Genomic DNA, 18,899 nt, shown 5'->3' with positions numbered 1-18,899 from the left:
CGATATGAGGGGAATCGCATGAGTCACCAAGAAACACGGAGGCACGGACCTCATCAACGCAGTCACGCCGGCACCACCTGGCCGGGCCATCCGACGCCGGTATATCCAGGAGCTCCAGAATCGTTTCTACCCGCCCCCGGACGGCCTTCGAATCGAGGTGATCATCAATGTCGAAGGTGACTTCACTCTGATCGAAATCCCAGCGTACCCAGAAGAACTCAAATCCTTCCTCGTGCACGGAGCCGTCATTGGGGCAAGAGGGCGTCGCGGATGTAGAAGCACCCAGCAATCGGCTACTTAACACTGGCGCCAGGGCCTGATCCCGGCCATGTGCGTGTGCGTATGTCCTGACCCACAGGACATTTCGCCACGCCCTGCAGCGCTTGTGGCATCATTGGACGTGTTGCGCCGCAGTCGCTCTCGCTCGCCAACCTCGCAGCTGGGGCATCACCGCCGGGCCGGGCTCGTCGCAGCCCTGCCGGATCTCGTATGTATCCTTCTGCGGCGGGGCCCCTTACGATCGCCTGGTGAGCGCGCCAGAGATGGTTCTGCAGTACATCAACGCACTGAAGTGGCCGGTGGTCGTGGTGCTCGCGATTACACTTTTCCGAAAACCAGCACGCGCCATGCTGGCGCAGGTGCAGAGACTGAGGGTCGCAGCCTTTGGCGCCGAGGCCGAGATGGAGCGCCAAGCCCAGGACTTCGCCCGCGACGTCTCCGCAGTTCCTGCGGACACACCACCACTCCTGGTGGAGTCCCTTGAACTCGACTCGCAAACCTCCAACATCCCCAATTCGGAGCCCCCTGACGCCCGAACAACCGGCCCGGAACGCTCGCGCATCATCCAGGTTGCGCCCCAGGTGGCGGCGGTAGGCAGGATTCCGGCGGCTGAGTTCCTGGAATTCCAAGCGAGTTTGAGTGCGTTGAAAGACTTCTCGTATAGCGGTTCCTCGGTCCTGCGGACGATCGAGTCCGAGCCGGCGGAGACCATGATTCGCATCGCGCACGACCTGAAACGGCTAGTGGGAAGCATCGGTGGGGGAGAGTTGTGGCCAGGCACTCCCTACTCTTTCGAGAGTACGTGGACCGAACTCCTTCGGCTTCGGAACAGAGCCGCCATGGGTGGCGCGAGCGTTGCCGCAGCACACTCGTACAACGTCGGCGCTCGGGATTGGGCACGCCGATACGCCGAGTTCCTCGAGGCGGCGGTTGAGGCGTTTGAGCAGATACCACGCAATGCGTCCGTCGATATGATTGCAGATGCCTCGACGGACGCGCTGACCTGATCGGTGCGGGACGACGACTCCGAGTTCCGTTGATCTCGCGCTGTCATGCGACCGGCGTGTGAGCATCGACCAGGGACGGTCCCGACCGAGGAGTCGACCGGGCGAGCGTTCCGCATAAAGCCCTTCTGATCGGCGTAGCGAGCGGGGCCGCCGTATCCCAGATTGTGAAGGCCGCAACCGACTTCTACAGAGCCGGAAAGACTTCCGTGATATGACTGTCCATGATTCACCGGGCTGACGTGCCGGTTTCTTAGGATTCTCTCAGCTGAACCCGAATTGAACCCCCACAGAGTTCCCCACCTGCGGTTCTGCACTGATTCGGCTCTACGCCGTCACTCGCCCTTTCTGTATAACCGCAGGTAGAACGGGTGACGTAGCGTACTGTCTGTGTCCGGAGGGGGAACTGACCCGTATCCCCAATCTGGTACACGCCGCCGACCTGCAACTTCCTTGAATACCGTGGGCCGTGGTTCCGGGGCAGTGAACTCATTCGTGTCACCATGCCGAGGTTTATTGGTCGGGTTGTTCGCTGGGGCTGCGCGCTGCCGGATCAATTGCTTCGCGCCCCCGATGCCGGTGGCCCGGTGCCGGGCGGCAGACAGCCCGTGTTCGACGCCACCACTTGCGCGACCCCAAGTCCGTCGAGCGAGGCATCAACTTGCTCAAAAATGTGCCGCATCAACCCGGTCGGCATCCGCTACAGCTCGCGCCGCGGATCTGGGACCAGGGCCGGATCATCTTGTACGGGCACGCCACCGCAACCCTGCTGGTCGGCAAGCTGTCGACGTCCGGGCGGCAAAACGCCCTCACTGCGGGCGCTCAAGGGGTACCAGGCGCTGCGCCGCACCGTCTACGCCGCCCGGGAGCTGTCGAATGGCGCCACGGGTCAGGCGGGTTCTCGGCCCAGCAGCGTTGCGCGGCGGTGGAATTCGTAGAGTCCGTCGAACATCGGCCCGGTGAGTTCGAGGATCTGTTTGTCGTCGCAGATCATCGACAGTCCGCGCAATATGGTGTCGAGGCCGGGGGCCTCGGGGGCGTCGTAGCGTTCGTCGTCGAGGTCGGCTTCGTGGACGATGGCGGCGAGTTTCCACAGCACCGGGTCGTGCAGGTCGTAGCGGCGCAGGATGGTTTCGAAGCTGCAGTCCCCGCCGTGGTGGGACAGATCGACCCCGCGCATGTCGAAACCTGTAGCGTCCGAGGGTAATTCGGCGGGATCGGTGTGGAACACGAATTCCGCGTCGGGGTCGAGGTGACGGCGGATCAGCCAGGCGCAGGCGGCGCGGTCGATGTGGATGCCGGCGCGGGTGGCCCACTTCATGAGGAGACCTGCCGCGAGCCGATGTCGGTGGTGGCGAGGGCTTCGACGGCGGCCACAGCGTGCTCTCGTTCGACGGGTGGGAAGTAGTCGCGGCGTTGGATGCGCCGTAGCTCGGCGCGTAGTCGGCGCGCGAGGGACTGGCGCGCTGCGGTGGCGGTCGGTGCGGCGGCGGCTTCGGCGGTGATGGCGGTGTACTCGGCGGCCCGGGCGCGGGCCATGCTCGCGGCGAGTTCGCGTTCGGTGGCGAGGGTGGCGGGGCGGGCGATCCAGATCGAGGCCGTCCCGCCTGCTTCGGTCGCTTCCTCGGCGATCCATTCCAAGTGTTCGCGGGTGCGCGCGTCGGCGGGCAGGGTCACCAGTCCGTCGGAGATCTGCCCGACGCCGAGCGTTTTGAGTTTGCGCCATATCGCGATTCGTCGGGTCGAGGGCTCACGCGGCACTCGATAGGACAGCAAAACCCACTCGCCCGGCGCGCTGGGCCCTCGGTCGAGCATCGAACCTCCCGGGGGTGTGGACTCGGACGCGGTGGAACTCCTATCGTAGGCTCGTAACCACGGTTACATCTCTCTGGAGAGGTGGGCAGGGTGCGGTCTATGCGGGTGGTTGCGGCGCTGGTCGGTATCGCGGTGGTGGTAGCCGGGTGCTCCTCATCGCAAGCTCCGTCGCAGACCGGGGGTGATCTGCCGTTGCGGAAAGTCGGTGAGATGGCACTGACCGGTGGCCCCGTGCGGTTCGACTACACCGGTTTCGACGCCGGGCGGGGGCTGTTGTTCCTGGCGCATATGGGTGCGGGCGAGGTGGTCGAGGTCGATGTGCATGCGCGCACGGTGGTGCGCACCCGGCCCGATACCCCGGACGTGCACGGCGTCATCGTCGTCGCGGACAAGCGTCGTGTGTATGCGACGGCTACCGGCCGCGACCAGCTCGTCGCGTTCGACGAGGACAACGGCGCGGTGCTGTTCACCGCACCGACCGGCACCTACCCCGACGGACTGGCTTACGACCCGGTGCGCAATGCGGTGTGGACGACCAACGAGCACGCGGGCACCGAGACGGTCGTGGACGCCGACGCCGGCAGCGTCCGTGCCACCGTGCCGTTGGGGGGTGAGGTGGGAAATGTCGTGTACGACAGCGCGATCGACCGGATGGTGGTGGCGGTGCAGGGCCGCGGTGACCTCGCCTTGATCGACCCGGAAACCTTCGCGGTCACCGACCGAATCTCCACCCCGGGGTGCGACGCCCCGCACGGGCAGGCACTCGACAATGCCGCTCAGCTGATGTTCGTCGGCTGTGAGGGCAATGCCACCATGGTCACCGTCGACCTCGCGGCACGCTCGGTCATCGATCGCCACAGCGTCGGCGAGACGCCCGACGTGCTGGTGTACGACGCGGGCGCGCAACGGGTCTACGTGGCGTGCGAAAGCGGTTGGGTCAGTGTGTTCGACCTGCGCGACCGGCGCACCACGGCGGCCGGTGCGAAGCATCTGGCCGACGGTGCGCACACGTTGGCGCTGGATCCGGCGACCCACCACAGCTACTTCCCGATCCCCGATGGCGGCGCCAACTCGCCGGTCCTGTGGGAATTCGAACCCACGACCTAGCCGCGGGGCATTCTCATCCGAGCTTCATGAACTGTCGACACACCTCGGCGTGCAGTCCATCCCGACCAGAGCCCCTCCGACGACAGGACTCTCAATGACCGTGTCAAGCCGCTGTAGCGACCGATGCCGGTGTGTCGACGGTGAATTCGCGTTGGTCGCGCAGCAGGGCCCACAGCACGTCGACTAGGCGCCGGGCCAAGGCTAGAAGGGCTTGGGTATGGATCAGCCGTTCGCTGCGTTTGCGGTCGTAGAAGCGTCGCGAGGGCCCGGCCTCGTAGCGCAGGCTCGACATGGCGGCCATGTAGAACACCCTGCGCATGCGCCGGTTGTAGCGTTTCGGCCGGTGGAGGTTGCCGCTGACGCGGCCCGAGTCCCGGGGAACCGGGACGAGGCCGGCGTAGGAGGCCAAACGCCCCGCGCTGGCGAAGTTGGCCAGGTCACCTCCGGTGCCGACGAGGAACTCCGCCCCGAGCCCGGGCCCCATGCCGGGCAGGGACTCGATGATGCGGGCCCACGGGTGTTCCCGGAACCGGATGGTGATGAGTTTGTCGGTGTCCTTGATCTCCCGGTCCAGGTCGAGCAGTTTGGTGGCGATGCGTTTGACCAGCATCGCGGTGTCCGCCTCGCCCGGCAGTGCCAGGCTCTGCCGGGCGGCAGCGTCGACCGCGGTGGCCGCGGCTTTGGCGATGCCCGGCTTCCAGGCACCGTTTTCGGTGAGATGCTCTGTGACACCGTCGATTCCGGCGGATCGGATCTCGGCGGGGGTGCACATCGCGGCGACCAGGATCAGCGGGGTCCGATTCGAGTAGTCGAACGCGGCCTCCAACGCGGGAAAGATCGACCCGAGCAGGGAACGCAGCCGGTTGATCCCGGCGACCCAATCCGCCATCAGGTCGGTGCGATAGCTGGTCAGCTGGGTCAACCCGACGACGAGTTCGTCGGGCATTACGAGCTGGTTGAGGTCCTCGCGCAGGCGGGCGCTCTGGGCGATCACTCGCGCGTCCTTGGCGTCGGTTTTTCCTTCGCCACGGAAGCTGCCAGTCATAGAATTCACCACCCGGCCGGGCACATACGTCACCGGCTGATCGACGGCGAGCAGCACGGTGATCAGCAGCAACGCCATCGGGCTGGTCAGATCGATCGCCCAGTGCACTTGATCGGCGGCCTGGCCGGCACGGGCGATCAACGCCTCGATCGCGGCCTGGTCGTTGCCGAACTTCTGGCTGAACACCGTTTTACCGGTGTCGTCGACCGCGCATGCGTGATGCGCGGTTTTCCCGACGTCGATCCCGACCCAGATTTCCGGGCGAGTTGTCACCCACGTGCTCCTGACCTCGCAGTTCCAGCCCGTGGACAACCCCGCCGTCAGATCCCTAACCAGCGACGACCGCAACAAGCTCTCAATCAGCAGCCGGAGCGTCCAGCACGGCGGGGCAGCCAGTCCTCTCGAGCCTCGCCAGAGGCAAAACACCATCAGCTACACCCCACCGCCCTAGGCATCCAGGGCACCAACCCCAGACACCTACAAACTTAGGGAATTCACCATGTTCGCTTCTCCTCGCCGATCCGTCCCGCGCACGGTTGTGCTGGCCGCCCTGCTGGCCCTCACCGTGGCGACCGGGTGCTCGGGCAACAGCGGCAACTCCGCTACCTCAACCATGAATATGCCCATGCCGGGCAGTCACAAGCCGGTCGCGACCACCGACGCGGACTGGAAGCCGGTCACCGAGTTGCTCAGGTGCACCGGCAAATTCGGTGACGACAACACCGTCTACCGCATCCCGCTGGTCCGCTCGGATCTGCAGGTGCAGTCCCAGGGTGTGGCGATCAAACCGGGGTTGTCCCTCGGCGGTTACGCGGCTTTCGCGAAATACGACGACACCAGCATGGTGATGGGCGATCTCGTCGTCACCGAGGACGAGTTGCCGAAGGTCACCGATGCCCTGCACGCCAACGGTTTCCAGCAGACCGCCCTGCACAAGCACCTGCTCGAGCAGTCCCCGCCGATCTGGTGGACCCACATCGAGGCCATGGGCGACCCGGCGCAACTGGCCAAGGGCCTGGCCGCCGCACTCGCCGCCACCACCATCGCAGCGCCCGCCGCACCGCCCGCCCAGCAGCCACTGGTCGACATCGACACCGCCGGAGTGAATGCGGCCCTGGGCCGTACGGGCACCGCCGACGGCGGGCTGCTCAAGTTCAACCTCGCCCGCGCCGAAACCATCAGCGACGACGGCCATGTGCTGCCGCCGAGCTTCGGTGTCACCACCGTCGTCAACTTCCAGCCCGTCGGCGGCGGCAAAGCCGCCATCAACGGCGACTTCGCGCTCACCGGACCGGAGGTGAACAAGGTGATCGAGGCGCTGCGCAAGGGCGGCATCTCCGTAGTCGAGGTGCACAACCACATGCTCGCCGACGACCCGCGCCTGTTCTACCTGCACTACTGGGCCGTCGACAATGCCGTCACCCTCGCCAAGGCGCTGCGCCCGGCACTGGAGGCGACCAACCTCGCACCCGTGAAGTGATTTCGGGTCCGACGCAAACGCCGTGGGCCGGTTCGCCTGACAGCCGCTCCGCGCCTCCGCCCCAAGAGATGGCCCATGGCTTTGCGTGATAATGGCGAACCGGGTCGGCACGTTCTGCTCGAGATGATTCCTTTTCAATGCCCTCGCTTGCCCGGTGTTGGTCGCATCCTGCAATGACCTTGCCGGGCAAAGGTTGGCGCCGGGGAAACCGCGGCTGGAGCACGCCCCGAGGGGACCTGTAAGCGACATCATCACCCACCATGTCGATGCAACCGTGGTTACATCTTCGGTGTGAGCGGAGCAGAGACCGAGAAAGCGCTGGGGTTGAACACCGGCTTTGCCGGAGACGATCCGGCGAGTCCCCAACCGACCGTTGACGTCGAGCACGTCGGGCCGGCCCACGATCAAGGCAGTGACCTCATTCCGTTCGGTCAGGCACTGCGTGCCTGGTTCGCGATCTCGCTGCAGACCTTCGGTGGGCCTGCCGGGCAGATCGCGGTGATGCAACGGACACTGGTCGATGAGAAGCGCTGGATCGGGCAGCAGCGGTTCCTGCACGCGTTGAACTACTGCATGCTGCTGCCCGGTCCGGAGGCCCAGCAATTGGCGATCTACACCGGCTGGCTGCTCAACGGCACTCGAGGTGGTATCGCCGCCGGTGTCCTGTTCGTGATCCCCGGGATGCTGGCAATGCTCGGGCTATCGGCCATCTATGTCGGATTCGGTGCCACCACAGTGGTTCTCGCGGTGTTCGCCGGGTTGGCTCCGGCAGTGCTGGCCATCGTCACGCACGCTGTCATTCGTGTTGGCAAGAAGGCGCTGGTGAGTCGGGCGCTGATAGCACTCGCGGCGGCGTCCTTCCTGGCGCTGGCGGTATTCGGGGTGCCCTTTCCCTTGGTCGTCGCGGTTGCCGGGATGGTCAGCTGGTTGCTGCACCGCTTCGCCCCGGATGCGTTGCGGCAGAAGGCTGATCGCGACGTCGAGGATGCCGGACCGGCGCCTCTGATTCCTGACGATGCGCTGCACGCCGAGCGGCCCTCACGCCGTCGCGCGGCAAAAGTGTTGGTGGTGGGGGCGATCCTCTGGAGCCTGCCGCTGGTGGCGGCGATCGTGTTCACCGGCCGCGACAGCGTGTTCACCACCCAGGGCGTGTTCTTCACCGGCACCGCGCTGGTCACCTTCGGAGGCGCGTACGCGGTTCTCGCCTACGTCGCACAGCGTGCGGTCGAGGTGTTTCACTGGCTGGCCCCCGGCGAGATGGTGCGAGGGCTCGCACTGGCCGAGACCACACCGGGTCCGCTGATCATGGTGGTCCAGTTCGTCGCGTTCGTCGGTGCCTACCGCAATCCCGGCGGCCTGGATCCATGGGTCGCCGGTCTCTTCGGAGCGTTACTGACCACCTGGGTGACGTTCGTACCGTGCTTCGTTTTCGTCTTTCTGGGCGCACCCTATGTCGAACGGCTGCGCCACAATCGGGGCTTGTCGGCAGCGCTGACCGGGATCACAGCCGCCGTGGTCGGCGTGATCGCGAACCTGGCCGTCTATTTCGCCATCCACACGTTGTTCGCGGCCACCTTCATCGCCCACTGGGGGCCGATCAGCGTGCAACTGCCCGAACCGGCGAGTTGGCGGCCCGTGTCATCCGTGATCGCGGTCGTCGCCGCGCTGCTGATCTTCGGCCTCAAATGGTCGGTGCTGCGCACCTTGGGAGTGTGTGCTGTGCTCGGCGGCCTGGCCGCGGCGGTGGCGCTACCGATCTTGTGACAGCGCCCTGCCCAGCCAGGACGCGACCGCCGCGCTGCGGTCGCGTCCTGGCTGGTGTGGTTCCGCCACCATCATCGCGGCCAACCATCCCGACGGCGACTCGAACTCACACTCACTCTCTCCAGCGAACCATCGGACCAATGCTCCACCGGAAAGTAGTCGTCCGGCGCCGGACGCGGTGCTCAGCGGCGAGTGCGGCTTTTCGTCGAGCGCAAGACGAATGCGAGGCCGCCCGCAATGATCACGGCGGCGGCGACGGCGAGAATCCATACCGGGAAACCGCGCGAATCATTACTGCTGCTGGCATTTTCGGTAGTCGGCGGCTGGGTTGCGCCGGGTGTGGCCGCGGAGGTCTGGGGTGTGCTCGGTGCCGCGCGAGTGAGTTCGAAGGGGTAGCTGCCCTGGATGGGATGGCCGTCGTCGGAGACGACGCGGAATGCGACCGTGTACTGGCCGGCGGGGCCGAGGCCGTCCAAGTTGACGGACAGGTTCCGGCCTTCGGCGCGTGGTTCGCTGCGCGCGTAGGGCTTTCCATCGGGGCCGGTGACGGTGAGGGCGGTGAAGGATTCCTGGATGGCCTCATTGAAGGTCAGGGTGACCTGTGGCGGTGCGGTGTCGATGCGGGCGCCGTCGGCGGGATCGCTCCCGGCCAAGGCGGCGTGCGCGGCGGCCGGGCCCGCAGTGAGCAGCAGTGTGGTCATGACGGCGGCGAGCACCGTGACGGTGCGCAGGAGGGAAGCGGTCAGCAACCGGAACGAACTTGATCTGAGGCGAGCACGCATTGCGGCAGCGTACCCAGCCGAGGTTGTCCGGCCGAACTCGTCAGGCGTGCGGCGGCTCGCCAGTGATGACGTGATCCGCGTGATTGAGCCCTTCGCGGACCAGTCGAGCGAGGTGACCGTCACGGATGCGATAGATCACGCGACGTCCCTCCTTGCGGCTGTCGACCAGGCCGGTGAAGCGGAGTTTGGCCAGATGCTGGCTGACTGCGGTGCGGGAGGTGTCGCAGGCTTCGGTGAGCGCAGTGACATCGGCTTCGCCCTCGGTGAGGATCCACAGGATGTGCAGCCGGGTCGGATCGGCAAGCATGCGGAAGGTATTGGTGGCGGCGTCCAAATGGGGCTGATCCGGGGTGACCGGATGACTCAAGCTCGCTGCGGGCAGTGCCCGCGCGGCATCCGGTATCGCCGTGTCCGCCACCGTTGTCACCGCCCTCCGGTCACCACCAATTCCGAAGCCGCGCGGATGTTTGCGGGCCATACCCGCGCGGCTGTTGCTGCTCCGAGTGTAGCCAGCGCGGCCAGCGCGAGCGCGGCGGCGAGCTGGCCGAGTGCGGCGCCCACCCATCCGGCGATCGGATAGGTGAGCATGAAGCAGGCATGTGAGAGGGAAAACTGGGCGGTGAATACCGACGGCCGGGTGTCCAGGTCCGACTCGGCTCGCAGCAGCCGGGCCGCGGGCGTGTTGACCATGGAGGTACCCGCACCGAGCGCCACCCAGATCACCGCGAGCATTGCCCAACCCAGGCCGGCGGAGGGCTCGACCGTGAGCAGGGCGAGCACCGCCCCCAGCCCGACCACGATGACAACACAGCCGGTCAACATCAGACTGCGGTCGGCGACACTGGCCAGCAACCGCGGTACCAGCAGGGCCACCAGCATCGATCCGCAGCCGTAGCAGCCGAGGGCCAGCGCCACACCGGTATTCGATCCGTCGAGCAGATCTCGCACGTACACGACCGTGTTCACCACGACGAGGCCGGTGGCCGCCGCTACCACGAGGTTCATCGCCAATAGGCCGCGCAGCACTGGGCGCGACAGCATGATGCGCGCGCCGCGGGTGATGCGCTCTACCAGCGGTATCGACCGGTCCGCGGCCACTAGCCGAGGCAGCGTCGTCGAGACCACCAATGCGGCGGAGGCGACGAACCCGGCGACGGTGCCGAGGAAAAGCAGGTTGTAGCTCATCAGCGTCAGCAGTGCGGCCGCGAGAACCGGGCTGAACAGCGACTCGAGGTCATAGGCCAGTCGCGACAGTGACAGGCCCCTGGTGTATTCCTCCTCCTCGACGAGCACCGAAGGGATGACCGACTGGAAGCTGGGGGTGAAGGTGGCCGATGCCGCCTGCAGCAGGAAGATCAGCACATAGATCTGCCAGGTCTGATCGATGAACGGCAGCAGCAGCGCGATCACCGCCCGCACCGCGTCCGCCGAGACCAGCAGCACCTTGCGTGGAACGCGGTCGGTCACCGCCGTGATCACCGGCGCCACCGCGACATAGGCCACCATCTTGATCGCCAGCGCCGTCCCGAGCACCGCGCCCGCGTCGCTGCCCGCGATGTCATAGGCCAGCAGTCCCAGCGCCACCGTGAGTAGTCCGGTACCGACCAGCGCGACCACCTGCGCAGTGAATAGCCGTCGGTACTGCCTATGCCGCAGCACGCTCAACAACACGGGTCCTCCTGGCTCATCCGACGCTCTTCTGCCGGCAACCATATCCTATGAGTGCGCACTTGCGCACATATAGCCGTATGCTTCCTGTTGAGAAGTGGTCTGTCGGATTCGGCCCGCTACGGCGACCGCCCGCGCTTCGATGTCGATAGCATCGCCGCGCTATCGGATGGCGCTGTTCAACAGAAAAGATTGCCGCGCAAGAACATTTCGCCGCAGCCGAGTGTGCTATCGCCGCGTCCCGATAGCTTCTGCCGTATCGAGCCTCGGTTTTGTGGACGGTCGAATGCTGGTCGCCCACGCCGCAATCGACCGCCGTATCACTTCGCCGTGAATCCACACCAGGACGGGCAGAGCAGCCTCGCCTGGTCCGGCGTCCCAGAGGTTCAGACACTATCTCCGGGGATTCGGTCGCTGCCGATCGATGCGTGGACCGGTGGCGGGTACGGCGCCTGCACGCATGCGGGCCCGCGTGTGAGCGCATCGGGTATTCCCGGCCACCGCGGAACCGGCTGGGTAGTTGGAAGCGTGCAGATCCGACAGGTGCGGCCGCATAAGGGATTCCGAGGAACTCGGTCAAGCCGTCCCTGCTGAGCCTGCGGACCTTGCCACTGGCAATGGAAGCAATGGGTTCCATATGGCTCCTTGTCCGGAGCCGACTGTCCACTGCCGCCAACCACCCGCCAAGCGCTTAGTTCCGGACCTTGCTCATGCGGTAGCCGAGTCGGTATTCATGGGTGCGAATCAATTGGCGCAGGGTTGGATGGATCGATGGCGGTCCTGGCCGGTGACTGTCGATTCCACGGCAACGGTTCCGATGGGCCCGGGCCGCACCGATACCGGTCGTGCCTGGACTATCTGGATCTGGTGCGGTGCAGCAGCCATCGGCCGCCGGGTGCCGCGATGACCAGGTGGGCGGCCAGGCCGATGCCTGCGGCGGCGAGTCCGACCATGCTGCCCAACCACAGGTGCGCGGCGATGCCGAGGATGATCAGCGGTAGCGCGATAACCCGCACCGCACCGACGGCCCGGCCTGTTGGGTGCCTCATCCGACCGTGTCCGGCTTGATGGCGGTGACATAGCGGATCCATGGGTGCAGATCTCCCGAGGTGATCTGCTCGAAGCCCGCGTCGGCGATCAGCGGTTCGAGCAGGTGGATCGGGTTGTGTTCCATGGCCGGGCCGGTCAGCGCGCCGACGAGATGCCTGCCGATCGGATTCGCCGGTGGCCGGAATTCGCCGATCAGTAGCCGTCCGCCCGGGCGCAGCACCCGTCGCATCTCTGTCAACGCCGTCGCCCGCAGATCCTCGGGCAGGTGGTGCAGCATCAGGCAGTTCGCTACCACGTCGAACGAATCGTCCTCGGCGGTCAGCGATTCGGCGACGCCGACGGTGTAGGTGCAGTTCGGTTCAGCGGTGATCCGGCGGGCCCGCTCGAGGACCGCCGCGGATGGATCCAGGCCGACCACTGTTGCGGCGACCGAAGCTAGCCGACGGGTCAAATAGCCGGTGCCGCAACCGATATCGAGGGCCCGATCACCGGGACCGGCACCGCTCAGTTCGGCGAGGCGGCGGTACACGCGGCCACGACGTCCGCCGAAGAACACCGCACCGAAAACGTCATAGCTGCGTCCGTGATCGATGGTGAGTCCGGCGGTGCCGGGGTTGGGATTGTGATGCATCAGATGTCCGAGGCCCATGGCCAACTCCTTAACTTAGTGACGACTAAGATGGTTCTAACTTAGTTGTCACTAAGTTAAAGCGCAAGAGTCGATACGATGAGGTCATGGCTCGCGCATCCTCGACTCCGGCAGATCCGCGGCGCACCCGCCTCAGTGCCGCCGACCGGCGTGCGTCGATCATCGACGCCGCCACTGTGGTGTTCGCCGAATCGGGGTTCCAGCGCAGCACCATGGCTCAGATCGCGGCGCGGCTCGGCGTCACCGAGCCTGTGCTGTTTCAGAACTTCGGCTCCAAAACAGGGCTCTACGCCGCCGTCGTGGCACACGCCTCCGGACAGATGTCGGCAATGATGCGCGCCTTTGCCGCTGAAACGGATTCGATCGCAGGTCTTTTGGCGCACCTGCTCAGTCCCGGCCACATCGACGAACTGCACGCCCCCGGTTCGCTCGGGGTGATCTTCGCCGACGCGATGACCCTGACCGCCGAACCCGCCGTCGAACAAGCCGTCCGCCAGCACATGAGCGAACTCGCCGACGCCCTCGCCGAAATCGTGATCCAAGGGCAGCGGGCAGGCGAACTCCGTTCCGACCTCGACCCGGACGCGGCCGCCTGGCTGATCCTGTCCTTCCTGGCCGCCCATCGCTTCCGCAGCACCGTCATGCCCGACCGGCAACGCCTCGAAGACCACATCGCCACCATGACACTGCGCACATTAGTGGAACCGGGCTCACCGACGCAGCCGTGACCAGGCAACGCCGGAGGCGGGAACCGGCCACTACCCCTGCGGCCTAAAACAACGGAAACTCATATCCACCGAATAGCATTCGAATCTTGCTACCCGGTTCACGCGGCTGTCGAGGGAAGGTGCACTCATGCGTCCCCTCGCTTCTGACCCGTGAGACGTGCCGCGAGGGTCCAGGCCGGGGGCAGTCGGACTCAGGCGTAGACACTCGTTGAATCCGTCGATGCAGTCGAGTGGTATCGGAACCGACATCACTGTCATCCGTTCCACCCAGACCGGCTCGCATGGCCTCGATCGCAGGATAGCGCCGGGCTTGGGTATCAATTCACTTCCAGTGCGTAGTCGTTGAGCTAAAAGCGTTGCAGGAGCGTCGGATCGCACGTCAGGATCGCGACCGGTCCTCACATGGCGCGGCGTATCTCACTCGGACTGGCCTTCAGATCTATCGATTGATCCCACTAAAGATCGTCACCGCGGCATCGAGGCTCGCATCAGGGAATGGCAACTGCTCAGCACTCGCGCCGATCGCCGGTGCGAGGTGGCTCGGTCGCTGGTCCCGCATCGACGCCGACGGTTCGACCGGGTGACTACACGGTCAGTCGGTTCGTAGGCCCCCGCGCCGAAAGCACTCAACGTCGATACCGCCCCCTGGTCACGCGGACGCGCCGGGGCCATCTTGGAGGGCCACTCATCACCCTCGTCGACGAACTCGGGCACGACGATCACCCCGGAGTCGGGCGGTCACACGATCCAAATACGCGTTGATCACCACATGAACCGTGAGGAAGTACACCCACTCGTGAGCTCACTCGGCGGCCCGATGGAAATACTGAAAGCCGCCGACCCCACCGACGAACTTCGTCTACGACTTCGCCAGGTTCGACGGCGGGCGCAGCCTGTGATGGCGACGCCGGCGCAGTGAATCCATGTCGCTGCATGGAATACATTGTCCGGCTGTGTGTTTGCGCTCGATACTCCGACGTCCGCGGTTATTGCGGCCGTGCCGCAGCTTCTTGGATGAGGTGCAGCAGGGCTCGAGCAGCGGCCGGCGTGAGGTCGGGGGATCCTTCGGGACGCTGACTTCGAGTTCCGTTGAGTTCGCGTTGTCGTGCGATAGGTGTGAGTAGGTCGACTGGGCGGTCTCGACCGAGGAGCCGAGCGGGTCAGCGTTGTGCATGAAGCCATCTTCCGATGGGTGTGGTGAGCGGGGCAGCATCCAAGGAAGGGCCTTGACGATATCGATAGGCTGGCGCGACATTCGTGATCTGGCGGTCTACGATCCATCGGGCTGACTGTCGGTTCTCAGGATTCGCTCAGCTGAACCCGTCTTGAACCCCTACAGGCCACTACCTGCGGTTCCACGTTGATTCTGCTCAGCACTATCACCCACCCTCCTGCATATCCGCAGGTAGAACGGGTGAGCTGTCGTAGTTGTTGTGTCCGGAGGGGGACTTGAACCCCCACGCCCGATAAAGGGCACTAGCACCTCAAGCTAGCGCGTCTGCCATTCCGCCACCCGGACCGGTGTTGTTGAGCAAGGGTAACGGATGGGTGGGGAAGTGTTGAAATCGGTCTATCCAGGGGGAGTGGTGCGGACCAGCAGGCATTCCGGTTGCGTCCGAATGGCATTTCGACGAACGCTGGCGCGGGGCGCATCGGTTGCTCGCCCGAACCCGATCGGCGTCGCACCGAGTTCCGAGATCGATGTGGCAGGCTGGCCGCATGCGTGTTGCCGTTGTTGCCGGGCCGGATCCCGGCCATGCTTTTCCGGCGCTGGCGCTGTGCGAACGGTTCCTGGCCGCCGGTGACGATCCGGTGCTGTTCACCGGACCGCGTTGGTTCGACGCCGCCAAGCGGGCGGGCGTCGCGGTGCGCAGACTCAAGGGGCTCGCGCCGCGCACGGTCGACGACGACAGCGATGCCGGTCAGCGCATTCATGAGCGCGCGGCGCATATTTCGACCGAAATCCTGCCCGATTTGAGCGCGATGCTTCCCGAGCTCGTGGTGTCGGATGTGCTGACCGCGGGTGGCGGGATGGCTGCCGAGCGACTCGGGGTGCCGTGGGTCGAGCTATCGCCGCATCCGCTGTATCTACCGTCGAAAGCATTGCCGCCCATCGGAAGTGGCCTCGCGCCTGGGGAGGGGGTGCGCGGCCGCCTGCGTGACGGCATGTTGCGCACCATGACCGCCCGCGCCATTCGCAATGGTGTGCGGCAGCGCGAGCAGGCCCGTGAAAGTGTCGGACTGCCCGCCACCGATCCGGGTCCGGCGGCCCGCCTGATCGCCACCCTGCCCGCCCTCGAGGTGCCGCGCCCCGATTGGCCCGAGCACACCCACGTCGTCGGCCCGCTGCTGTGGGAGCCCACTCCGAAAATCCTCGAACCACCGCCCGGCGACGAGCCGCTGGTCATGGTGGCGCCGTCGACCGCGCATACCGGTGTCGCGGGCATGGTCGAAACCGTGCTGGACGCGCTGGACGGAGCGGGTGTCCGGGTGGCCATTTCCATGCTCGACACTCCGCCTGCCGATCTGCCGCCATGGGCAACCGCTGGACTCGGCCGCCAAGACGAACTGCTCACGCACGCCTCGGTGGTGGTTGGTGGCGGTGGCCACGGTTTGCTCGCGAAATCTCTGCTCGCGGGTGTTGCGATCGTGACGGTCCCCGGCGGTGGCGACCAGTGGGAACTGGCCAATCGCGCTGCCCGCCAAGGCAGTTCGATCCTGGTCCGACCGCTGACCGCTGATGCGGTGCGCTCTGCGGTCCTCGACCTGCTCAATACACCCGGCTATCGGGCGGCCGCGCAACGAGCAGCCGCGGGTATCGCGGATGTCGTCGACCCCATCCGCATCTGTCACGACGTGCTCAGTGTGCGGACCCACTAGCGCCTGTTCGGCCATTTCCGAGCCGATCCCGCCCGCCGATCGAACGGCCCGAGTGAGCGGCCCGAGTGAGCGGCCGCATCGGCGCGAGTATCTTGAATACGGTGCGGTTGACCGAGTTCCAGGAGCTGTTGCACACCGAGTTCGGTGTGGCCCGTGGCGATGCGCTGCTCAGGGACCACACCATCCCGGCATTGGGTGGGCGGACGGGTGCCGCCGCCATCGAGGCGGGCATCGACCCGCGTGACGTGTGGCGTGCGCTCTGCACCGACTTCGACATACCGAGATCACGCTGGTGACTGACCACGGTTACGGCTTCGACGAGCGGCTGCGCATGATCCCCACCGATCATGGGGAGTTGGCCGCTCGCGTCGCGGCGTCGCGGCCGGTCGACTTCGCCGAATTCCGCAAGATCGGCATCGAGCTGATGCTGCTCGGCCGCTATGCCGAGGCCCTCGATCACCTCGATCGCGCCCTCGAACTCGCCGATAGTGACTATCGTCGGATGTCGGTTTGGATCAACCTCGGCGATGTCTACCGCTACTGGGGTGACACCGTCACCGCCGAAACGCTGTATCGCCGAGCTGTGGACCGAGCCAGCGATTCCGAGGTCCTTTCCTTCGCGCTGCAGCACCTGGGTAAGGCTCTCGCCGAACAGGGCAGAATGTCCGAGGCGAGGGCGCGGCTCACCGAGGCGTTGAAACTGCGCGTCGTCGAGGGGGATGCCGAGCTGATCGAATCCACGCGCACCACTCTCGACTTCCTCGACGACCTGCCCACGACCTTGCCGCCGCAGGTCGCCGCAGTGCTGGGTGACAATCCCGCCTGGTCGGATGAACACGAGGGTATGAGCGGCGGTGTTGCGCACGTCAATGGTGCGTATTGGGTCAAGCGGGGGCCGCGGGCCGCGGCCGAATATGCGCGGCTGAATTGGTTGCGGGGCAAGGGGATTCAACTACCGGACATTGCTGTGTTCGAAGCAGATGTCCTGGTTCTCACCGACGCGGGTCGGCCGAGTCTGGCCGCCGAGCCGACAGAATCGGTGGGCGCGGTCATGGGCGAACTGCTGCGGCGTCTGCACGACATTCCCGTCGCCGATTGCCCGTTCGATGGCAGGTTGGATGTCATGCTGGCGCAGGCGCGGCGCCGTGTGCTCGAGGGTTTGGTCGATGTCGACGACTTCGACGACGACAATCGAGGGCTGACGCCGGAACAGATCTACCAACGACTGCTCGCCGATCGTCCACCGGAGGAGGATCTCGTTATCGCGCATGGTGATTTCACTCCGTCCAATGTGCTGGCCGGTGGTCTGTTGATCGACCTCGGTGGCTTGGGCGTTGCGGATCGATACCGCGACCTGGCCCTGGCTCAACGCGATCTGCTCGAGGATTTCGGTTCCGACGAATTGCGCGCGTTCTACGCTGCCTATGGGCTCGCCGAGCCGGACCGGTGGCGACTGGACTACTACCGACTGCTCGACGAACTCTTCTGAGTTCAGCTCTTTTTCGCGTAGTGGCGTGCGGCCTTGGTGCGGTTGCCGCAAGTCGCCATCGAATGCCATCGGCGGGTGCCGTTTTTCGAGGTGTCGTAGAAGAACAGCACACAGTCCGGATGGGCGCACTGGCGGATCCGGTCGGGTGCCTCGGCCAGTAGCCCCAGCAGGTTGTCCGCGGCGAGCCAGCCGGGGAGCCAGGCGGTTTCGGGTACGTCGACGATATCGGTGGGCCCGGTATCGGTCAGGGTGCGTCGGATCCGGCCGTGGTCGAGCACTTCGTTGAGCGCGGTGTGCGAGGCATGTTTCACCACATCGTAGATGGCGGTGCGGGCGGCGAGTACCGCCTGCAGGGTCCGTTCGTCCGCCTTCGCGCGATCGTCGAGCCCGGCCGTGGTGAGCCAGGTGCCGAGGCCCGTGACATCGGTGAGCAGATCTTGTGGTCCGTCCTGGTTCCATCGGGTGTTCAGCAGGTCGAGTGCCAGCGGTTCACCGAGGTGGGGGCGTGGATCGGGCATACCTGAGGGTAACGATCTCCTTTTCGTCTCCAGGGCAAACACCACCGTTCTAACTAGCTAACATGAGTTTAGAGGTTGACGCGCGTATCGCCGCCGGTTATGTTCTAACTGTTAAAACTATCTTGAGAAGTTATAAATTCCGAGGAGAATCACGATGACGACAGCTATCGCGCCCGAGTTGGCTACCGGGCACATCGGCCTGAATGTCTCCGACCTGAACCGATCGGTGGACTTCTATCGCCGCGCATTCGGTCTCGAGCAGCTCGCTGCCAGTGCCGACGACGACAAGCGCTGGGCTTTCCTCGGCGCCAACGGCAAGCTCGTGCTGACCCTCTGGCAGCAGTCCAACGGCACGTTCTCCGCCGAAACCCCTGGCCTGCATCATCTTTCATTCCAGGTCGACACCATCGAACAGGTGCGTTCGATCGAGGCGCTGCTGCGGGAACTCTCGGTGAGTTTTGCCCACAATGGCGTGGTCGCGCACGGCGAGGGCGTCGCCTCGGGCGGCATCTTCTTCACCGATCCCGACGGTATCCGCCTCGAGGTCTACGCACCCACGGGCGCCGAGTCCGCTCCCGCGCCCAGCGGTGCCGCTCCAACCTGTGGATTCTTCTGAGCCCGAACGCTGTTGAACATGCCAG

The 18,899-nt window shown here is 65.5% G+C and carries 18 protein-coding genes and 1 tRNA gene; 9 read left to right on the top strand and 10 right to left on the bottom strand.

Translation table 11 applies throughout. From position 1 onward, the window contains the following. Window positions 1-527 precede the first annotated feature (527 nt). Entirely contained in the window at window positions 528-1,286 is a 759-nt protein-coding gene (locus ACIBJI_RS07880; protein ID WP_397083436.1) for a hypothetical protein, read from the top strand. Between the two features lie 886 nt (window positions 1,287-2,172). Here ACIBJI_RS07880 and ACIBJI_RS07875 read toward each other — a convergent pair. Both ACIBJI_RS07875 and ACIBJI_RS07870 read right to left on the bottom strand, forming a co-directional pair. Then, on the bottom strand, window positions 2,173-2,604 hold the full coding sequence (locus tag ACIBJI_RS07875) for a chromate resistance protein ChrB domain-containing protein (protein WP_397083434.1): 432 nt from the start codon (window positions 2,602-2,604) through the stop codon (window positions 2,173-2,175). Next, complete coding sequence (locus ACIBJI_RS07870) at window positions 2,601-3,098, bottom strand: Chromate resistance protein ChrB (protein WP_397083432.1); 498 nt, start codon at window positions 3,096-3,098, stop codon at window positions 2,601-2,603. Before ACIBJI_RS07870 ends, ACIBJI_RS07875 begins: the two co-directional genes overlap by 4 nt. Window positions 3,099-3,197: 99 nt before the next feature. On the opposite strand from ACIBJI_RS07870, the gene ACIBJI_RS07865 reads away from it, so the two are divergent. Beyond that, the gene (locus ACIBJI_RS07865; protein ID WP_397083430.1) at window positions 3,198-4,205 is read left to right on the top strand and encodes a YncE family protein; all 1,008 of its coding nucleotides are present in this window, start codon (window positions 3,198-3,200) and stop codon (window positions 4,203-4,205) included. A 103-nt stretch (window positions 4,206-4,308) separates the two neighbouring features. Here ACIBJI_RS07865 and ACIBJI_RS07860 read toward each other — a convergent pair whose 3' ends face one another. Continuing rightward, complete coding sequence (locus tag ACIBJI_RS07860) at window positions 4,309-5,523, bottom strand: IS110 family transposase (RefSeq protein ID WP_397083428.1); 1,215 nt, start codon at window positions 5,521-5,523, stop codon at window positions 4,309-4,311. A gap of 226 nt (window positions 5,524-5,749) precedes the next feature. On the opposite strand from ACIBJI_RS07860, the gene ACIBJI_RS07855 reads away from it, so the two are divergent. Both ACIBJI_RS07855 and chrA read left to right on the top strand, forming a co-directional pair. Beyond that, window positions 5,750-6,730, top strand: coding sequence for a DUF1259 domain-containing protein (locus tag ACIBJI_RS07855; RefSeq protein WP_397083426.1), 981 nt, complete (start codon window positions 5,750-5,752; stop codon window positions 6,728-6,730). Between the two features lie 420 nt (window positions 6,731-7,150). Next, window positions 7,151-8,494, top strand: a complete 1,344-nt coding sequence (chrA, locus tag ACIBJI_RS07850; protein ID WP_397083738.1) for a chromate efflux transporter — start codon at window positions 7,151-7,153, stop codon at window positions 8,492-8,494. A gap of 182 nt (window positions 8,495-8,676) precedes the next feature. Here chrA and ACIBJI_RS07845 read toward each other — a convergent pair whose 3' ends face one another. The 5 genes from ACIBJI_RS07845 to ACIBJI_RS07825 form a co-directional block, all read right to left on the bottom strand. Then, entirely contained in the window at window positions 8,677-9,276 is a 600-nt protein-coding gene (locus tag ACIBJI_RS07845; protein ID WP_397083424.1) for a copper resistance protein CopC, read from the bottom strand. Between the two features lie 40 nt (window positions 9,277-9,316). Then, the gene (locus ACIBJI_RS07840) at window positions 9,317-9,703 is read right to left on the bottom strand and encodes an ArsR/SmtB family transcription factor (RefSeq protein ID WP_397083422.1); all 387 of its coding nucleotides are present in this window, start codon (window positions 9,701-9,703) and stop codon (window positions 9,317-9,319) included. Further along, window positions 9,700-10,944 carry an MFS transporter gene (locus ACIBJI_RS07835; RefSeq protein WP_397083735.1) on the bottom strand — a complete coding sequence of 415 codons (1,245 nt, stop codon included), beginning with the start codon at window positions 10,942-10,944 and terminating at the stop codon, window positions 9,700-9,702. Before ACIBJI_RS07835 ends, ACIBJI_RS07840 begins: the two co-directional genes overlap by 4 nt. Window positions 10,945-11,798: 854 nt before the next feature. After that, the gene (locus ACIBJI_RS07830; protein ID WP_397083420.1) at window positions 11,799-11,993 is read right to left on the bottom strand and encodes a hypothetical protein; all 195 of its coding nucleotides are present in this window, start codon (window positions 11,991-11,993) and stop codon (window positions 11,799-11,801) included. Continuing rightward, on the bottom strand, window positions 11,990-12,643 hold the full coding sequence (locus tag ACIBJI_RS07825) for a class I SAM-dependent methyltransferase (protein ID WP_397083418.1): 654 nt from the start codon (window positions 12,641-12,643) through the stop codon (window positions 11,990-11,992). Before ACIBJI_RS07825 ends, ACIBJI_RS07830 begins: the two co-directional genes overlap by 4 nt. A gap of 86 nt (window positions 12,644-12,729) precedes the next feature. Here ACIBJI_RS07825 and ACIBJI_RS07820 point away from each other — a divergent pair, with 86 nt between their 5' ends. Beyond that, window positions 12,730-13,371 (top strand): TetR/AcrR family transcriptional regulator, encoded by a 642-nt coding sequence (locus tag ACIBJI_RS07820; protein ID WP_397083416.1) that lies wholly within the window; start codon window positions 12,730-12,732, stop codon window positions 13,369-13,371. A 1,434-nt stretch (window positions 13,372-14,805) separates the two neighbouring features. On the opposite strand, the gene ACIBJI_RS07815 is transcribed toward ACIBJI_RS07820, so the two are convergent. Next, window positions 14,806-14,890, bottom strand: a tRNA-Leu gene (locus ACIBJI_RS07815). Between the two features lie 200 nt (window positions 14,891-15,090). On the opposite strand from ACIBJI_RS07815, the gene ACIBJI_RS07810 reads away from it, so the two are divergent. The 3 genes from ACIBJI_RS07810 to ACIBJI_RS07800 all read left to right on the top strand — a co-directional run bounded on the left by ACIBJI_RS07810 (window position 15,091) and on the right by ACIBJI_RS07800 (window position 17,740). Continuing rightward, entirely contained in the window at window positions 15,091-16,251 is a 1,161-nt protein-coding gene (locus ACIBJI_RS07810; protein WP_364342101.1) for a glycosyl transferase, read from the top strand. A 101-nt stretch (window positions 16,252-16,352) separates the two neighbouring features. Further along, window positions 16,353-16,547, top strand: coding sequence for a DUF3046 domain-containing protein (locus tag ACIBJI_RS07805; RefSeq protein ID WP_364342098.1), 195 nt, complete (start codon window positions 16,353-16,355; stop codon window positions 16,545-16,547). Further along, window positions 16,544-17,740, top strand: a complete 1,197-nt coding sequence (locus ACIBJI_RS07800) for a phosphotransferase (RefSeq protein ID WP_364342095.1) — start codon at window positions 16,544-16,546, stop codon at window positions 17,738-17,740. The genes ACIBJI_RS07805 and ACIBJI_RS07800 overlap by 4 nt, the downstream gene beginning before the upstream one ends. Window positions 17,741-17,742: 2 nt before the next feature. Here ACIBJI_RS07800 and ACIBJI_RS07795 read toward each other — a convergent pair whose 3' ends face one another. Further along, entirely contained in the window at window positions 17,743-18,258 is a 516-nt protein-coding gene (locus ACIBJI_RS07795) for a CGNR zinc finger domain-containing protein (RefSeq protein ID WP_364342092.1), read from the bottom strand. A 154-nt stretch (window positions 18,259-18,412) separates the two neighbouring features. Between ACIBJI_RS07795 and ACIBJI_RS07790 the strand changes: the two genes are divergently transcribed. After that, on the top strand, window positions 18,413-18,874 hold the full coding sequence (locus ACIBJI_RS07790) for a VOC family protein (protein WP_397083413.1): 462 nt from the start codon (window positions 18,413-18,415) through the stop codon (window positions 18,872-18,874). Window positions 18,875-18,899: the final 25 nt, after the last annotated feature.

Origin of the sequence: Nocardia sp. NPDC050408, from assembly GCF_044458905.1 — a bacterium.
GTDB lineage: Bacteria > Actinomycetota > Actinomycetes > Mycobacteriales > Mycobacteriaceae > Nocardia.
The sequence above is the reverse complement of the archived record's forward strand: the minus strand, read 5'-3'. Positions and strand labels throughout refer to the sequence as shown.